Origin of the sequence: Bradyrhizobium sp. CER78 (genome assembly GCF_029846235.1) — a bacterium.
Taxonomy (GTDB): domain Bacteria; phylum Pseudomonadota; class Alphaproteobacteria; order Rhizobiales; family Xanthobacteraceae; genus Bradyrhizobium.
This window is the reverse complement of the sequence record NZ_JARVWP010000018.1, coordinates 118,231-134,630: the sequence shown is the minus strand read 5'-3', so window position 1 is coordinate 134,630 and position 16,400 is coordinate 118,231. Positions and strand designations below refer to the sequence as shown.

Annotated in this window: 15 protein-coding genes; 12 read left to right on the top strand and 3 right to left on the bottom strand. The window is 64.8% G+C overall.

All coding sequences use genetic code 11. From position 1 onward, the window contains the following. Window positions 1-52: 52 nt before the first annotated feature. Genes QDT69_RS30275 through QDT69_RS30265 form a run of 3 tightly spaced genes read right to left on the bottom strand, consistent with a single transcriptional unit; the run spans window position 53 to window position 2,810 of the window. A complete protein-coding gene (locus tag QDT69_RS30275) occupies window positions 53-1,069 on the bottom strand; it encodes a sugar ABC transporter substrate-binding protein (protein WP_074126795.1) in 1,017 nt (338 codons plus the stop codon). 41 nt (window positions 1,070-1,110) lie between these two features. Then, on the bottom strand, window positions 1,111-2,082 hold the full coding sequence (locus tag QDT69_RS30270; protein WP_074126794.1) for an ABC transporter permease: 972 nt from the start codon (window positions 2,080-2,082) through the stop codon (window positions 1,111-1,113). A gap of 20 nt (window positions 2,083-2,102) precedes the next feature. Continuing rightward, window positions 2,103-2,810 carry a TetR/AcrR family transcriptional regulator gene (locus tag QDT69_RS30265; RefSeq protein WP_279710126.1) on the bottom strand — a complete coding sequence of 236 codons (708 nt, stop codon included), beginning with the start codon at window positions 2,808-2,810 and terminating at the stop codon, window positions 2,103-2,105. 420 nt (window positions 2,811-3,230) lie between these two features. Between QDT69_RS30265 and QDT69_RS30260 the strand changes: the two genes are divergently transcribed. The 12 genes from QDT69_RS30260 to QDT69_RS30205 all read left to right on the top strand — a co-directional run bounded on the left by QDT69_RS30260 (window position 3,231) and on the right by QDT69_RS30205 (window position 16,398). Next, the gene (locus QDT69_RS30260) at window positions 3,231-4,001 is read left to right on the top strand and encodes a secretin and TonB N-terminal domain-containing protein (RefSeq protein WP_279710124.1); all 771 of its coding nucleotides are present in this window, start codon (window positions 3,231-3,233) and stop codon (window positions 3,999-4,001) included. After that, window positions 3,998-4,726, top strand: coding sequence for an energy transducer TonB (locus QDT69_RS30255; protein ID WP_279710123.1), 729 nt, complete (start codon window positions 3,998-4,000; stop codon window positions 4,724-4,726). The genes QDT69_RS30260 and QDT69_RS30255 overlap by 4 nt, the downstream gene beginning before the upstream one ends. A gap of 201 nt (window positions 4,727-4,927) precedes the next feature. Continuing rightward, a complete protein-coding gene (locus QDT69_RS30250; RefSeq protein WP_279710122.1) occupies window positions 4,928-5,470 on the top strand; it encodes an RNA polymerase sigma factor in 543 nt (180 codons plus the stop codon). A gap of 462 nt (window positions 5,471-5,932) precedes the next feature. Then, the gene (locus tag QDT69_RS30245; protein ID WP_279710121.1) at window positions 5,933-6,916 is read left to right on the top strand and encodes a FecR domain-containing protein; all 984 of its coding nucleotides are present in this window, start codon (window positions 5,933-5,935) and stop codon (window positions 6,914-6,916) included. A gap of 360 nt (window positions 6,917-7,276) precedes the next feature. Continuing rightward, window positions 7,277-8,980 carry a ShlB/FhaC/HecB family hemolysin secretion/activation protein gene (locus QDT69_RS30240; RefSeq protein ID WP_279710120.1) on the top strand — a complete coding sequence of 568 codons (1,704 nt, stop codon included), beginning with the start codon at window positions 7,277-7,279 and terminating at the stop codon, window positions 8,978-8,980. A 5-nt stretch (window positions 8,981-8,985) separates the two neighbouring features. Next, on the top strand, window positions 8,986-11,013 hold the full coding sequence (locus QDT69_RS30235; protein WP_279710148.1) for a DUF2341 domain-containing protein: 2,028 nt from the start codon (window positions 8,986-8,988) through the stop codon (window positions 11,011-11,013). A gap of 5 nt (window positions 11,014-11,018) precedes the next feature. Continuing rightward, a complete protein-coding gene (locus QDT69_RS30230; protein ID WP_024578845.1) occupies window positions 11,019-11,423 on the top strand; it encodes a biopolymer transporter ExbD in 405 nt (134 codons plus the stop codon). A gap of 20 nt (window positions 11,424-11,443) precedes the next feature. Beyond that, window positions 11,444-11,989 carry a hypothetical protein gene (locus QDT69_RS30225; RefSeq protein ID WP_279710119.1) on the top strand — a complete coding sequence of 182 codons (546 nt, stop codon included), beginning with the start codon at window positions 11,444-11,446 and terminating at the stop codon, window positions 11,987-11,989. Beyond that, entirely contained in the window at window positions 11,986-12,801 is an 816-nt protein-coding gene (locus tag QDT69_RS30220) for a TonB C-terminal domain-containing protein (RefSeq protein WP_279710118.1), read from the top strand. Before QDT69_RS30225 ends, QDT69_RS30220 begins: the two co-directional genes overlap by 4 nt. 65 nt (window positions 12,802-12,866) lie before the next feature. Then, on the top strand, window positions 12,867-14,765 hold the full coding sequence (locus QDT69_RS30215) for a putative porin (RefSeq protein WP_279710117.1): 1,899 nt from the start codon (window positions 12,867-12,869) through the stop codon (window positions 14,763-14,765). A 2-nt stretch (window positions 14,766-14,767) separates the two neighbouring features. Beyond that, window positions 14,768-15,361, top strand: a complete 594-nt coding sequence (locus tag QDT69_RS30210) for a hypothetical protein (RefSeq protein ID WP_279710116.1) — start codon at window positions 14,768-14,770, stop codon at window positions 15,359-15,361. Next, window positions 15,358-16,398 (top strand): peptidylprolyl isomerase, encoded by a 1,041-nt coding sequence (locus QDT69_RS30205; RefSeq protein ID WP_279710115.1) that lies wholly within the window; start codon window positions 15,358-15,360, stop codon window positions 16,396-16,398. The genes QDT69_RS30210 and QDT69_RS30205 overlap by 4 nt, the downstream gene beginning before the upstream one ends. Window positions 16,399-16,400 lie beyond the last annotated feature (2 nt).

Here is a 16,400-nt window from a genome sequence, read left to right as displayed (position 1 = left end):
GATTGGCGTCCCGGGGCGGGGCGCGCCCGGGACGTCAAGCGGAGTGGCCGGGTTATTTCTTCAGGTCACTGAGATTCCAGCACGCGGTCTGGCTGTCCGCGTTCTCCTTGGTGATCGGAATCAGCGTGGTGTATTCCGAACCCTTGATCGAGCCGGCCTTGGCGCCCGACGACAGCAGCCATTTGATGGTGCCGGCCATCTGCGCGGCCTGGGTCGGCACGTCGTAGCTGAGGTTGAGATCGAAGGCGCCGGACTTGACGAGCTCGCAGGCGCCCTTGCGCTCGCCGCCGCCGGAGGTCGCGACGAACACCTTGCCGGTCAGGCCGGCTTCCTTCACCGCGGCCGCGGTACCGATGTCCATGCCGTCCCAGAAGCCGACGATGCCGCAGAGATCGGGATTCTGCTTCAGCACCGTCTGGGTGATCGCCTTGGCCTTTGCTGCATCCCAATCAGCCGCCTGGCTCGAGACCACCTTGATCTCCGGATGCTTGGCGAGCACGTTCTCGACGCCCTTGAGCGTGTAGGCGCTGGCGGCCGCCGAGAGCGCGCCCTGCACGACGGCGATCTTGTTCGACTTGCCCTGGCAGGCCTTGACCACGGCTTCGGTGTCCTTCTCGCCGATCTCGATCCAGTTGGCGCCGACGAAGGCCGAGGAGCGATAGGCCGATCCCATGTTGATCTGGATCACGTAGATGCCTTCGTTCTCGGCGCGCTGCAGCAGCTTGGCGTAGGTCTGCACGTCCGGATTGTGGATCACCATCACGGCCGGCTTCTCCGAGATCAGCGAGGTCACCGCCTGCGCGCCGGCATTGGTGTTCCAGTTGGGATCGCGGATCTCGAACTTGACGCCGAACGGCTCGAGCTCCTTCTTCATGCCGGCGTACCAGCCTTCGGTGAGGTCGAAATTCATGGCGACCGGAACGTAGGCCACCGTCTTGCCGGCGAGCGACTCCTTGAACGGCTTCTGGAACGGCTCGTCCAGGCCCTGCTGGGCCAGAGCCGGTGCGGCGATGGCCGCGAGGCCGAGCGCTGCGGCGATCACCTTTGCAGTCCTGACAGCGTATTTCATTGCTTCCTCCTTGGTCGTGATTGATCGTTCTTCGACTTGGTTCAGATGTCGCCCTGCTGTGCCGTTTCTTCGTTGCGCGGATTCAGGAATGAATCCGTGATGACGGCGAGCAGCAGGACAACGCCCTTGACGAGGTTCTGGCCGGCGTAGGAGATGTCCATGATGGTCATTCCGTTCAGCATGGTGCCGATCAGCAGCGTGCCGATGATGACGTTGAGCACGCCGCCGCGGCCGCCCGACAGGCCGATGCCGCCGAGCACCACGACGAGGATGACGTCGTAGATCAGGGTCGAATTGAAGACGCGGGTCGGCATCGAGTTGACCGACGCCGCCATCACCAGGCCGGCAAAGCAGCCGATCAGCGCCGCGACGACATATTGCAGCACGATGATCGGACGTGACGGGATGCCGGTGACGCGGGCCGCATAGGGATTGTCGCCGATCGCGTAGATATAGGCGCCCCAGCGCGTCTGGCGCAGCAGGAAGGCGACCACCACGCAGGCGATCGCGAACATCACGATCGAGGTCGGGATGCCGAGGATGGTGCCTTGCCCGAGCCGCTCGAAGCCTTTCATGCCGTCGCTCCACTGCACGACGTCGAGCTGAAACAGCGCGGCCTGTCCGAGGCCGGCGAGCAGCAGGCCGGTCGCCAGCGTCGCAAACAGCGAAGGCACCTCGGCATAGGCAATCAGCCAGCCATTGACCAAACCGAAGGCGATCGTGAGCAGCACGGCGGTCAGCAGCGAGGCCGGCAGCGAGTGGCCGTTCTGCACCATCTGCAGCACCAGCCCCGGAGGGACCGCGAGGGCTGCGATCAGCGAGATATCGATGCCGCGGCCGATCACGACGATCGCCATGGCGAGCCCGAGGATGCCGAGCACCGCGACGTTCTGCAGCAGCGTCAGCATGTTCTCCGGCGTCAGGAAGCCGCGCAGGAAAATCGAGAACGCCAGGAACAGCACGGCAAAGACGGCGAAGACGATCTCCTGTTGATTGAATCGCAATCGCTTCATTGCCTCGTCCTTCCCTGCGCCTATGGGTGCGCCGTCTGCCTGGGTTTGCCGCGGGAGCCGGTCGCGATGCGGCCGGGCCGTGTCTTGCGGGCGACCGCGGCGTCGGCGAACGTGCTGACAGCGTTGATGTAGGTTTCGATCGAGGTGCCGCGCCGGCGGTATTTCGCGCGTTTGACGTACCAGTCCTGCAGCAGCGGCTTGATCAGCGAGGCCGTCAGCGTGACCTGATCGATCGCAAACGCGCCGCTGGCGACGCCCTGCTTGAGGACGCCGGCGATGATCTTCTCGGTCATCACCTCCATCTCGATGGCGCGCTGGCGTTCCGCGGGCGGAAACGACTTCGCTTCCATGAAGCAGAACACGAACCAGGGCTGCATCGCCTCGCTCATGCGAACATGGGTGGCAATGATCCAGTGCAGATGCTTGCGCGCATCCTGCTTGACGTCGGCGGGCGGTGCGGTCAGCACCTCCGCCACCGTCTCGGCGACCTCGCCGAGGATCATCGACAGCAGCGTCGGCTTGCTGTCGAAGTAGGTGTAGAGGCCGCCCATGCTGAGGCCGGAGGCTTCCGCGAGCTGGCGCAGCGTGGTGGCGTGAAAGCCGTGCTTGTTGGAAAGCGTCAGCGTGGCGCCGATGATGCGCGTGAGGTTCGGAACGGCGAGATGCGGTTTCTGGACTCGAACGGAATCGCGATGCCGTTCGAGGATGCGTGCGCAAAGCACGTCCATAGCGAACGCATTCGTCCCCGGCCGCTGACGCGCGAGACCCACGTTGCCTCCCTGGCTATGTCCCGGACCGTTTCATTTTGTTGCCGGTCCAGGCGGGGCCTTTACGCCCTTGCCTAATTCCTAGCCCACGAACCGGCGTTCGGAAAAGGGGGATCAGCAAATTTTCTGAGAGAGCGCTCGCTCGTTTTTCTGGTCGCGCCGTGCCGCTGGCCCGGAGCTCGGCGCCGCTCCGGCGATGCTCGGGAACTTTTTACGCTGAAAGGTCAGCACAAATTCCGGGCAGCGTGCCGGCCGGACTTGCCGGTTAGACGGCCGTCACATTCCAGATATAAAGAACGCAGGTTCGCTGGCCGGAAGGCTAACCCGCACAGATATGCTGGCCGAATTTCACCCGCGGTCACTTTGGGCCGAAGCAAGGTTATGACGGCAGTTGGATCACATGGTGCACGCGCGGGCGCTGCGATCGGCGCCGACGCTCCAGGGGCCTCCGCAACGCCGCGGTATCTGTTCGGGATTTGTGCCGCGCTGCTGATCGGCGGCATCTGCGCGGTTGCCGCGCAGCAGCACGTGGCGGTTGCGACATCGGCGCCGATCGAGTTCAACATCCCGGCCCAGCAGCTTGCCGGCGCGCTGCAGGCCTATGGCGAGCGGACCGGCGTGCAGGTGCTCTATGAGAGCAATTCTGCAACCGGCCGGAAGTCGACGTCGGTCGAAGGCAGCCTCACGCCGGAGGATGCGCTGAACCTGCTGCTGACGGGAACCGACCTCAAGGTCCAATACATTCGTCCGGACGCCATCACCCTGGCGTCGCGCAGCGTGCGCGCCGACCATCCGCCGGCGAGCCCGCTTGCGACCGCGGATCTGTCGCTCGGCACGCTGCAGGTGCGGCCGAGCAGTGACGGCAACGACGCCGGCGCGCTGCGCGACTACCGCGAAAGCCTGCAGTTCGACATTCAAAAGGCGTTGCAGAAGAATATCGGCTCGCGCGGCGGCAGCTATCAGCTCGTTGTCGATCTGTGGATCGATCCCTCGCGCACGATCCAGCGAACCCAGCTGTTGCGCTCGACCGGCGATCAGAACCGCGATGCAGCCGTGACCGCGGCGCTGCAAGGACTGACGGTCAGCCGAACGACGCCCGCGAACGCCTCGCAGCCGGTGCGGATCGCGATCCGGGTGAAATCGTTCCAATGAGCGCCAACGACACCAGCGGACCCGGCGGCGCGCGCGGCATGAGGCCGATGACGCTGCTGTTCCATCCCGAGGATCCGAGCGCATGGACTTCGGGCGAGATCCTGCGCCTGCTGCTGGTGCCGGCCATCGCGACGCTGTTGTTCGTCGGGGGAATCTACTGGATCCGGTTGCAACCGCCGGCCGGACCGGCAAGCCGGGAGCAGAGCTCGATCGTCCAGGTCCGGCTGCTGCCGAGCCCGTCGCCTGCGCCGATCCCGGTTGCGCCGGTGTCGCAGCCGCAAACCGCGACGCTCGCAAGCCGGACCGAGGTGTCGCTGGAGAGCTCCGATCCGCCGATCGACAACCTGACCGCGGCCCCGGCGCGGGAGCCGATGCCGGCGGAGCCGGCCGTGCCGAGCCTGCGTCCGACGCCGTCGCCTGCCGATGCGCCGCCCAACAGTGTTGCGGTGAAGTTTCAGCAGACGCTGCTTCGTCACGTGGCGCGCTACCAGCGCTATCCGAATGCGGCGCGGCTCGGGCGGCTGCACGGGGCGGTCGAGACGCTGTTCTCCATGCAGCGGGACGGCACCCTGCTTGAAGTCTGGGTCAAGACCAGTTCGGGACAGGCCGTGCTCGACAAGGCGGCCGTCGACGCGATCCGGCGGGCGCAGCCGCTGCCGTCGATCCCGTCGGCGCTGCCCGACCGGCTGAATATCCAGATCACCCTGGTGTTCGACCCGGCCTGATCGGATCGCGCGGCACCGTCGGCCTGCCGATCAAAGAGCGCCGGTTCATTGTTTGGATGTGACCGCGGTGCACCAGCTTGCGTGTCGTTCGGTGTCGACTTGTTGCCGTCATAAATGTGTTGTGCCCGGCCGTTACGAGATTGGCAGCTTCAAGAACAATGCAATCTGGATATCAGGCTGGTGTCTGGGAGGCCGCGAAACGTGGCTGAAATCAATCGAGTGCGGCTGCGGGGCCAGCTGGCAGACAATTACGACGGCCTCGTCAAGAGATTGACCCGCCGTTTAGGATCGTCGGACTTCGCATACGAGGCCCTGCACGAGACATTCCTGCGGCTGGAGCGGGTCACGGACGCCGTGCCGATCCGCAGCCCCGCCGACTATATATTCCGCATCGCGATCAACATCGCGCGGGATCGCCAGAAGGCGCAGAATCTCCGCGTCAGCGCGGCCGAAATCGATTCATTGCTTGATGTGAGTGACGACGGACCAAGCCCGGCGAGAATCGTCGAGGCGCGATCCGATATTGATGCCTTCAAGCGGGCGTTGGCCGAATTGCCGGAGCGGCCGCGCGATGTACTTTATAGTATTACGATCGAGGGACGGACGCCGCACGATGTGGCGACCCGCCTCGGTGTCAGCGTGCGAACGGTGGAAAGCGATTTGAAGTTGGCGCTGAGCCATTGCGCCCATTGCCTCGACTATACTTTGATCCGTCGTCTCGGCGGTCCTCGTCCCCGTTCGTGATCGAAATCGCCGCGGCCGTGACGCGCGCAGTCAACGCGCAGCGCGCCGTCGAAATTTGTTGCGCGGAACTATTTCCAACGACCGCAATCGCTTGACCTGAAATCAGGGGTCACAAGCTGCAGGATTTCCAACCTTTGTTCTGCGGGATAGCAGGCTTTCCGTCGTCTATAGAGTAGAGTGCGATCGCATAAGGACCGTTTGGGTGCCTGGGAAAGGTTCGCTGGAAGTGTTGAGCCGCTTGAAAACAGGTTCAGGCCCAATCGGTCCGTCAGGCAGTCGCCGCGCTGCCATGTCGTGCGCGATGCCGCGCGAACTGCGATTGCCGGATGTTTCTGCCTGCGTTGTGCGCAACGGCCGATTGCGGTGCCCTGCTGCCGTCGGAATCGTCTATATAGCGACCTTCGCTATGTGCTCGACGCGTGGAGGTTGAGGTTTGGCGAGCAGGGTGATGAGCGATCCGTCGTGACCGAGCCGACCCGCACTTCCGGGCCCCATCCGTTGCTGGATGAGGCGCTTGACTGGGTTGTTCGGCTGAAAGCCGGTGCGCCGACCCGCGCCGACCTCGACGCGTTGCAACGCTGGCGCGCGCAAAGCCCTGACCATGAGGATGCGTTCAGGACGGCGGTCCGGCTGTTTCGCACCGCCGGCGTCGCGGCAAAGGAGCTTGCCGAAGATCAGGCAGCAACCGCCTCGGTCACGGCGTTGCCGCCCCGGTCGTCACGTCTGTTGACGCGCCGCATCGTGCTCGGTGGCGCGATTGCCGCTGCGGCCGGCTACATGATGATCCGTCCGCCACTCGACATGTGGCCGTCGATCGACGAACTCTCGGCCGATTACCGGACCGGAAAGGGCGAGCAGCGCAAGGTGATGCTGGCGCCCGACATTTCGGTTGAATTGAACACCCAGACCAGCCTGGCGCTGCGAACCGCGCCGAACGAGACGCGGGTCGAGCTGATTTCGGGCGAGGCCTCGGTGGTCGCGCGAAGGTCGTCGTCGACGCCGCTGGTGATGCTGGCGCGGGACGGACGCATCAGCGCGCTGCAGGCCGATTTCAACGCGCGCTGCCTCGATGGCGTCGTTTCGGTGACGTGCCTCGACGGCATCGTCACCGTCGAGCAGGACGGCCACTCCGTGCAGCTCCGCAAGGCCGAACAGGTCAGCTACTCGCGCGCGGGCTTGCAGGCATCGCTTCCGGTCGATGCCAAGCAGGTGGCGGCCTGGCAGGCCGGATTGTTGATCTTCCGCGACCGGCCGCTGGCGAGCGTCGTCGACGAGGTGAATCGGTACCGCGCCGGAAAGATCATCATCACCAATGCGGAACTGAAGCGCCGGCTCGTCAACGGCACATTCCAGGTCGACAAGCTCGACAATTTCGTCGCCCAGGTCGAGCAGCTGTTCGGCGCGCGGATCACATCGCTGCCTGGCGGTGTGGTGCTGATGAGCTGACCAAAGAGCGTTTTCGAACCAAGCCTGTCCGCACTTGATGCGGGATGGGTGCCGGTTCGCATGAAGAAAACGCGACAAGAAAAGACCGGCACGCCGTTCGCTGCAATCGGAACGGGGCTCCAATCGAACGAATCGACGCCGCGCCGCCCGACTTCCTAACAAACCAAAAATTTATTCCGCGATGCCGCAGATTCTTTTGCGGGTTTGCATTCGCCCAGACGTCTTCTGAGTAAGGCGTCGTCATCGCGGCCTTCCCGTCGCGATGGCGCGCGTCTGCGCGAACTAAGTGGGACGTCTGTGCGTAGTCGAAGACATCATTGGGTTTCTGGGCATCGTCCGCGGTGTCGGGTCGGGTTGCTTGTGTCGGCTGCGGCACTCACCGTAGCTGGCTCCGTAACAGCCGTCGCTCCGGCGCATGCGGCAAAGGCAGCAGCGAAGGATTCTGCAGCGAAGGATTCTGCGGCTGCCGCGCCGGCAGCGGGCAAGCAGCCGGCTCAGGCGAACGCGCCGGCGCAAAAGCCGTCGGCGCCGCCGCAGCGCTTCGACATCGATGACTTCGCCGTACAGGGCGCCGAAAAGCTGCCGCAGGTCGAGATCGAGGAGGCGATCTACCCGTTCCTCGGTCCGGGCAAGACTTCGGAAGACGTCGAGAAGGCGCGGGCCGCGCTGGAGAAGGCGTATCACGACAAGGGTTTCCAGACCGTCAGCGTCGCGGTCCCGCAGCAGAACGTGACTGGCGGCGTGGTCACCCTCAAGGTGACCGAACTGAAGGTCGGGCGGCTGCGGGTGAAGAACTCGCGCTATTTCGATCTCGACCGGATCAAGGACAGTGCGCCTTCGTTGAAGGAAGGCAGCGTTCCGAATTTCACCGATGTCACCAAGGACATCGTGTCGCTCAACCAGTGGCCGGATCGCCGCGTCACCCCGGCGCTGCGTGCCGGCGTGGCGCCGGGCACCGTCGACGTCGACCTCAATGTCGAGGACAAGGCGCCGTTCCACGCCAGCCTCGAGGCCAACAACCGGCAATCGCCGTCGACCACGGCGAGCCGCGTCTCCGCCACCGTACATTACGACAATCTGTGGCAGCTCAGCCATTCCCTGAGCTTCACCTATCAGGTCGCGCCGGAACGTCCGAGCGATGCCGAGGTGTTCTCCGGCTCCTATATGGCGCGGATCCCGAACGCCGACTGGCTCAATCTGCTGTTCTATAGCGTGAAGTCGAACAGCAATGTCGCGACGATCGGCGGCACCAACGTGGTCGGTCCCGGCATGATCATCGGCGAGCGGGCCGTGATCACCCTGCCGACGCGCGAAGGCCTGTTCCATACGTTGTCGGTCGGCATGGACTACAAGCATTTCGACCAGACCGTGAAGCTCGGCACCGACGGCTTCTCGTCGCCGGTCACTTATTATCCTGTCGTCGCGAGCTATGGGGCGACGTTCCAGGACGAGAAGTTCACGACCCAGTTCAATGCCGGCATCACCTACAACATCCGGACACTGAGCAGCCCGTGGGACGAGTTCGACGCGAAGCGCTTCAAGGCTTCGCCGAGCTTCACCCATTTCAACATGGACGTCTCGCATACCCAGGAGCTGCCGGAAGGTTTCCAGCTCTACGGCAAGGTGCAGGGGCAGATCGCCGACGGTCCGCTGGTCTCGAGCGAGCAGTTCAGCCTCGGCGGTCTCGATACCGTTCGCGGCTACCTCGAGTCCGAGGTGCTCGGCGACAACGGTGCGGTCGCCAATTTCGAGCTGCGCACGCCCAATGTCGGCAGCATGCTGCAAGGCGAGCTCAAGAGCGAAACCGGCGACGGCAAGCCGCGCTTCGTCACGTTCAACGACTGGCGCTTCTTCACGTTCATGGACGGCGGGTACGCGTCGATCCAGCAGCCGCTTCCGGGACAGGAGTCGTCATTCGTCGCATGGAGCTACGGCGTCGGCACGCGATTCAAGACGCTCGAATATTTCAACGGCATGGTCGCGTTTTCGGTGCCGGGCGTTACTCAAGCATACACGCACGCCAACAGTCCGCGCGTGAACTTCCGAATCTGGGGTGAATTCTGATGGGGATGGGTCTCTCTCTCGAGCGACGCACGCGCCGGCCGGCGCTGTGCCGAGGTATTGCGAACGTCGCGACGGCATTGTTGTTTGGGCTCGTCGCCCTGCTGACGACGCTCGCACCGGCAAATGCCTGGTGGAACGACGAATGGTCGCTGCGCAAGAAGATCACGGTCGACGTCAGCGCATCGGGCGCCAACGTCACCGATCCGATCGGGGCGACGCCGGTGCTGGTGCGGCTGCATGTCGGCAATTTCCGCTTCAGCGCGGCAAAGGACGACGGCAGCGATCTGCGCTTCGTCGCCGGTGACGACAAGACGCCGCTGAAGCATCACATCGAGAAGTTCGACTCCTTGCTTGGCGAAGGTCTGGTCTGGGTTGCGGTGCCGAACATCGCGCCGGGCGCACGGACCGACATCTGGCTCTATTACGGCAACAAGAAAGCGCTCGCGACCAGCGACCCCAAGGGAACCTACGATCCGGACACCCTGACGGTCTATCACTTCAACGAGCGCGGCACGCCGGCGATCGATTCCTCGGTTTGGGCCAACAACGCGCAGAGCGTCGGCCAGCCGGCGGATGGCTCGCTGATCGGAACCGGACTGCGGCTCGACGGCCGCGCGCCGGTGACCGTGCCGGCCTCGCCGTCGCTCGCATCGCCCGATGGCGCCGCGCTGACCTGGTCGGCCTGGATCAAGCCGGCCGCGCTGCAGCCGAACGCTGCGCTGTTCAGCCGGCGTGATGGTGCCAACGCGCTGGTGATCGGTGTCGATAATGGCAGCCCGTTCGTTGAAGTCACCAAAGCGGGCGCCGTGCAGCGCTCGACTGCTGGCGCACCGGTCGCGGCCGGCGGCTGGCATCATGTCGCCGTCGTTGCGGCAAACGGCCAGGTCACGCTCTATCTCGACGGCGCATCCTATGCCGCGCTCAGCGCGAGCCTGCCGGCTCTCAATACTGTTGGCCTGATCGGAGGGGATTCGTCGACCTCCGCTTCTCCGATCGCGCCTGCGACGGCCCCGTCCGCAGCAACACCGTCAGTGCCCCCTGATGCGTCGGCTGCGGACGGTGGCGCCGCGCCCGCGGCGACGCCGGATGCGGGGGCAACGCCGGCACCGGCGCCCGCTGCTGCCATGGCCGGCTTTGTCGGCGACATCGACGAGGTGCAGATCAGCAAGGTCGCGCGTCCCGCCGGGCTCATCAAGGTGATGGCGATCGGGCAGGGCCCCGACCAGGCCAAGCTGATGGCCTTCAGCGTCGATGAAGAGACGGCAAGCTGGCTGTCCGGCTACTTCGCGGTGATCCTGAAGTCGGTGACGCTCGACGGCTGGGTGGTGATCGGCATTCTCTTGATCATGGCCGCGATCAGCTGGGTGGTGATGATCGACAAGGCCTCGTATCTCAACAAGCAGGCCAGGGCGAACGCCCAGTTCATGAAGGGCTTCCGCGAGATCGCCGCCGATCTCACCATGCTGGATCGCGGCGATGCCGACGACGTCTCGACGCTGGGCGGACGCCTCACCGAGGCCGACGCCAAGATGATGCGTTCGTCCTCGCTCTACCGCATCTACCACATCGGCGCAGCGGAGATCCGTCATCGCTTCAGCAACTCGCAGCGTGCTCCGGTGCTGTCGGCAGTCTCGATCGCGGCGATCCGCGCGGCGCTCGATAGCGGCGTCGTCAAGGAGATGCAGCGGCTCAACCGCCTGATGGTGGTGCTGACCATCGCGATCTCCGGCGGACCGTTCCTCGGTCTGCTCGGCACCGTGGTCGGCGTCATGATCACCTTCGCGGCGATCGCGGCGAGCGGTGACGTCAACGTCAACGCGATCGCGCCCGGCATCGCCGCGGCGCTGGTGGCGACCGTCGCCGGTCTCGGCGTCGCGATCCCGGCGCTGTTCGGCTACAACTACCTGATCTCCCGGATCAAGGACCTGACCAACGACATTCAGGTCTTCGTCGACGAGTTCGTGACCAAGATGGCGGAATTCTATTCCGCCGACCGGCCGGACCCGGTCGAACACCGCATCGCCGCGGAGTAACGGCGATGCAGATCCAGGCCGATTCCAAACCCTATGACGACATCAACATCACGCCGATGTTGGACCTCGCCTACGTGCTGCTGGTGATCTTCATCATCATGACGACCGCGACCGTGCAGGGGCAGAAGGTCAATCTGCCGAAGGCCTCGGCGGCGCCGAGCCTTGCGACCCAGACCACCAAGGCGATCACGGTCGCCAATGACGGCAAGATCTTCCTCGACACGATCCCGGTCACGCTGCCCGAGCTCGAGCAGCGGCTGGTCCAGCAGAAGGCGCTGACGCCGGAATTTCCCGTGGTGCTGCGCGGCGATGCGCAGGCGCAGTACCAGAGCGTGATGGATGTGTTCGACCTGCTCAGCCGCATCGGCCTGAGCCAGGTCGGTCTCGCCACCAAGCCGCTCGTGAAGTGAGCGGATCGGGAAGCGACGCCATGATCACCCAGCCAGCACCCTTCCCACTGACCGAGCGCAGGACGCTGCGGTCGTGGCTGAGCAGCATGATGCGATCGTCCGATCAAGGTTGCGATCACGGCGGCGATGCCGCGGATGTCACGCGCGCCGAGCCGGTGTCGCAGGCGTCGATCCGCGCCGGTATGGGCGCGGAGCTTCCGCTGGCGCCGGTCGCGGCGGACATGCGCGAGGAGCCGCGCGGCGAGGTGGTGGCATTTCCGCTTCACGGCGAGGCCCTGCTGGTCAAGCTCGCCGATGCGTTGCGCAGGTACGTCGCCGGCCGCGAGCCCGCTGGCGATCCGTTGTGGCTGACGATTTCGCGCTGCCCGTGGGCCCGCCTCTCGATCGATGCGTCGGCCTATGTGGACTATTTGAGCGAGATCGAGACCTTTCACGCCGCGATCGAAGCGAGCCCCGACACCAAGGTCATCCTGAAGACCACGGACTTCGGCGCGCTCGCCAGCTTCGTCACGCAGTACGTCAATGACAGGTTGCGCGATCGCGCCTCGGTGGAGGCCGCGCCATGAACGCGCCGATGCGGGATCAGAACGCACAGGCCGCGCGCGCCACGCCGCCGGCCGACGATCACGAGGCGGCCGCCGCGCCCGCACCTGCCGCGGCGCCGGCGCCCGCCCGCAACAGCACGGCTGCCCGCAAGGGCGAGCGCAGTGCGCTACTGCGTTACGGCGCTGTGGTGGCGGTGGTCGCGCTGTTCCTTTGCGGCATCGTCTATTTCTTTCTCGGCCACGACGACATGCCGCCGCCGCGCCAGGTGCGCGATCTCACTATCGTCAATGTGACACTGCCGCCGCCACCTCCGCCTCCGCCGCCACAGCCGCAGCCCGAGCAGAAGATGATCGAGCAGCCCAAGATGGCGGAGCCCGAGTTCAAGGAAGAGAAGCCGGTCGACAAGAAGGACGAGCCGGCCAAGGACGCCAAGAACGACGAGCCGCCCGGTCCGCTGTCGCTCGATGCGAAGCCGACTGGACCCGGCGATCTGTTCAATCTCGGCGGCAAGCCCGGCGGCAGCCCCTATGGCGGTGGCGGCGGAGGCGGCAGCCGCTTTGGCTGGTACGCCACCATCATCACCTCGCAGATCGAGGCCGCGATCCGCGCCAACCCGAAGACGCGCAACATGGCGACGCAGATCCAGGTGCGGCTGTGGGTGGACGGCTCAGGTCACATCACCCGCGTCGTCCTGACGCCGTCGTCCGGCAATCCGGAGGTTGATGCCGCGCTGCGCAACGAGGTGATCGGCCAGCTGACGCTGCGCGAACCACCGCCCAAGGACATGCCAATGCCGGTCGTCACGCGCGTCACCGCGCGACGGCCGAGCTGACGATACCAACCGACAAACGACCAACCTACGAACTTCAATGTTGCGAGTGAGAAACTGGGGGACTGATGTTTAGGAAACGAGCTCACGCAGAATGGCGCGCATTGCCGCTTGCGGTGTCGCTGGGCGCGCTCGCCTGCGCAACGCCGGCCGTGGGCCAGACCGCGGACCAGGCTGCCGACCAGGCTCCCGCCGCCGCGGCGAAGCGTACCGATGCCAAGAAGCCGAAGGTGTCGAGCACCAAGCCGACATCGTCGAACGCCACCGTCAACCTCGTCAATCTGCTGGTGCAGCAGGGCGTCCTCAAGGAGGAGCAGGCCCAGGCGCTGATCAAGCAGGCCGAGGACGAAGCCTATGTCTCCCGCCAAGCCGCAAAGGATGCCACGGCCAAGGCCGACGATGCCACCAAGGCCGCAACCGCCGCCGCCGCGGCGGCGCAGCCGCCCGGCACCCGCCACGTCACCTACGTTCCCGAAGTCGTCAAAAGACAGTTACGGGAAGGGATTAAGCAGGAGGTGATGGCCAAGGCACAGAAGGAAAACTGGGCGTCGCCCGGAACCTATCCGGAATGGGCGCAACGCATCCGCTTCTACGGCGACGCGCGCGTGCGCTATCAGGGCAGCTATTTCCCGACCGGCAACGACCAGGCCGGTGCCGCCAACTACAACGCGATCAATTCCGGCTCGCCCTACGACATCTCGAGCAATACGTTCGGGCCGACCTACGACGCCACGCAGGATCGCAACCAGTTTCGGTTCCGAGGCCGGCTCGGCATGGAAGCCGATCTGCTTTACGGGTTCTCGGCCGGCCTGCGCATTGCGACCGGCGAGAACAATTCGCCGGTGTCGACCAACCAGACCCTTGGTGGCGGCGCGGGCAACTTCTCGAAGTATGGCGTCTGGCTCGACCGCGGCTATATCAACTGGCAGACGTGGGGCGATGATCTCAGGATCTCCGCAGGCCGTATCGACAATCCATTCTGGTCGCCGACCGATCTCGTCTGGTACAAGGAGCTTGGCTTCGACGGCTTTGCCGTTCAGGCCAAGCACGAGGTGTGGGAAGGCTTCACGCCGTTCGTGGTGGGCGGTGCGTTCCCGATCTACAACACCGATTTCAACGCCGGCAACAATCTGCCGGTCGATCCGAGCAATCTGAATTCACCGCCGAGCAAGTTTCCGAGCCACGACAAATGGCTGTTCGGGGGCCAGGCCGGTTTCAATGCCCGCTTCAGCCCGGAATACGCATTCCGCTTCGGCGTTGCGTTTTACGATTTCGACAACGTTCAGGGCCAGTTCTCGAGTCCTTGCCGGATCACCTCGGCGTCTGACGTCTGCAATACCGACCTGACGCGGCCGGGCTTTGCGCAGAAGGGCAACACCTACTTCCCGCTGCGCCAGATCATCGCCGATCCGATCGGGACGGGTAACAATGGCGGCCAGATCAATCAGTTCGAATATTTCGGACTGGTCAGCCAGTATCGCCCGGTGGTCGTCAGCGGGCAGCTCGATCTCGGACATTTCCATCCGGCTCACATCGTGCTCGACGGCGAGTATGTCTACAACACCGCGTTCAGCCGCTCTGCCATGAACGCGGCTGCGGCGACCTACGGTGTGCTGATGAACAATCGCGGGCCGAGCCCGGATGGCGGCACCACGCCCGGCGCATTCAACGGCGGCAATCAGGGCTGGCTCGGCCGCGTCACCGTCGGCAACCGGGAGATCAAGCATCTCTGGGATTGGAACGTCCACGCCGGCTACAAATACCTGGAATCCGACGCCACCATCGATGCCTTCGCCGACTCCGACTTCGGTCTCGGCGGCACCAACCTCAAGGGCTATTTCGTCGGCGGCAATATCGGTCTCGGCGAGAATGTCTGGGCCACCTTGCGCTGGATGAGCGCCAACAGCATCGCCGGCAGCCCCTATGCCGTCGACGTCCTGCAAGTCGACCTCAACGCGAAGTTCTGACCATGCGCATTACACTCTTTGTCCTGATGATGGTTGTCGGAGCCTTGAGCTCCGGCACCGCATTCGCTCAGTCCGAGACCGATCGCCTGCGCGAGGCCCTGCGCAGCGCGACGGCGCAGACCCGTGCGCTGGAAGACCAGCGCACGGCGATGCAAGCGAAGATCGCCGACGCCGATCGCGAGAAGGCCGCGGCCAAGAAGGAGGTCGACGACCTCAAGGCGCAGCTGAAGAAGGCCGACAAGGAACATCGCGAGGCGGTCGACGAGTTCAATCAGCGGCTCGCCGAACGTGACGAGACGCTGGAGAAGTGGAAGTCGGCCTATGAGGAGGCCGCCACCGTCGCTCGCAGCAAGGATGCCGAGCGCGCCAAGTTCGAAGGTGAGGCCACCGCCTACAAGGCCAGCACCAAGAGCTGCATCGCCAAGAACACCCAGCTGGTCAAGGCCGGCAAGGAGATGGTGCAGCGCTACAAGGACCTGACCATCGGCGAGATCGTGGTGTCGCGCGAGCCGATGATTCAGCAGCGCCGGGTCGAAATCCAGAACCAGCTGCAGGAAAGCCAGGACAAGTTCCTCGATCAGAAGGTGAACCCATGACGACCGCCACTATCGCGAAGCCGCTTCGCTCGATCGGCCTCGCGGCCGTCGTCGCGACCTTCGTTGCGCCGATCGATGCACCGGCGCAGACCCAGGCTCCCGCGCCACGCACAGTGCAGGCTCCGGTCAGGAAACCGCAGCCGCAGCCCGCGGCGCAGGCGCAAGCCGCCGCCACGCCGGCTCCGGTCGCGGCCGCGCCGAAGCCCGCCACCGCTCCGGAGAATGTCATCGCGCGCGTCGGCGAGACCAATATCTCCGCCGATGATCTGCGCAGCTATGTCGCAGCACTTGCGCCGCGCGAGCAGGCTGCGCTCGCCAAGGACCCGGCCATGCTCAGCCAGGCGGTCCGGCTGCTGCTTGCCAACCGCCTCGTGCTGCAAGAGGCGGTGGCGAAGAAGTGGGATCAGCAACCGGCCATCGCGGCGCAGCTCGAGCGCGCCCGCGAGGGCGCGGTGGTCGAGCTCTACCTGCAATCGGTGTCGACGCCGCCGGCGAATTTCCCGAGCGAGGACGATCTGCAAAAGGTCTATGAGGCCAATCGCGCCGCATTCCTGATGCCGCGACAGTTCCAGCTCTCGCAAATCTTCATCGCCGCTCCGAAGGAGGGCGACAAGGCCGCCGAGGACAAGGCGCGGCAGGAACTCGACGACGTGCAGCGCAAGCTGAAGGCGCCGGGGGCGGATTTCGCCGCGATCGCGCGCGGCGACAACAACGCCGCCAAGGATGCCGGCGACCTCGGATGGGTTGCGGAGACCCAGATACGTCCGGAGATCCGCGGCCAGGTGATGGGGCTCGCCAAGAACAGCGTGTCCGAGCCGATCAAGCTCGACGATGGCTGGCACATCATCAAGCTGATCGACACCAAGGCGTCCTACACCCGCACCCTGCCGGAAGTGCGCGACCAGCTGGTGCTGCAGATCCGCTCCGAGCGGTCGAACATGATGCGGCGGAGCTATCTCGCCGAGTTGCTGAAGCAGCATCCGCCCGTCCTCAACGAACTTGCGCTGTCGAGCCTGCTCGACGCATCGAAGAAGTAATA

Excerpts from the sequence above, each read along its gene's own strand:
- QDT69_RS30265 (WP_279710126.1), bottom strand. The coding sequence starts at position 2,810 with ATGGACGTGCTTTGCGCACGCATCCTCGAACGGCATCGCGATTCCGTT.
- QDT69_RS30220 (WP_279710118.1), top strand. The coding sequence starts at position 11,986 with ATGAACGCGCCGATGCGGGATCAGAACGCACAGGCCGCGCGCGCCACG.
- QDT69_RS30210 (WP_279710116.1), top strand. The coding sequence starts at position 14,768 with ATGCGCATTACACTCTTTGTCCTGATGATGGTTGTCGGAGCCTTGAGC.
- QDT69_RS30225 (WP_279710119.1), top strand. The coding sequence starts at position 11,444 with ATGATCACCCAGCCAGCACCCTTCCCACTGACCGAGCGCAGGACGCTG.
- QDT69_RS30255 (WP_279710123.1), top strand. The coding sequence starts at position 3,998 with ATGAGCGCCAACGACACCAGCGGACCCGGCGGCGCGCGCGGCATGAGG.
- QDT69_RS30235 (WP_279710148.1), top strand. The coding sequence starts at position 8,986 with ATGGGTCTCTCTCTCGAGCGACGCACGCGCCGGCCGGCGCTGTGCCGA.
- QDT69_RS30270 (WP_074126794.1), bottom strand. The coding sequence starts at position 2,082 with ATGAAGCGATTGCGATTCAATCAACAGGAGATCGTCTTCGCCGTCTTT.
- QDT69_RS30215 (WP_279710117.1), top strand. The coding sequence starts at position 12,867 with ATGTTTAGGAAACGAGCTCACGCAGAATGGCGCGCATTGCCGCTTGCG.
- QDT69_RS30205 (WP_279710115.1), top strand. The coding sequence starts at position 15,358 with ATGACGACCGCCACTATCGCGAAGCCGCTTCGCTCGATCGGCCTCGCG.
- QDT69_RS30230 (WP_024578845.1), top strand. The coding sequence starts at position 11,019 with ATGCAGATCCAGGCCGATTCCAAACCCTATGACGACATCAACATCACG.
- QDT69_RS30260 (WP_279710124.1), top strand. The coding sequence starts at position 3,231 with ATGACGGCAGTTGGATCACATGGTGCACGCGCGGGCGCTGCGATCGGC.
- QDT69_RS30275 (WP_074126795.1), bottom strand. The coding sequence starts at position 1,069 with ATGAAATACGCTGTCAGGACTGCAAAGGTGATCGCCGCAGCGCTCGGC.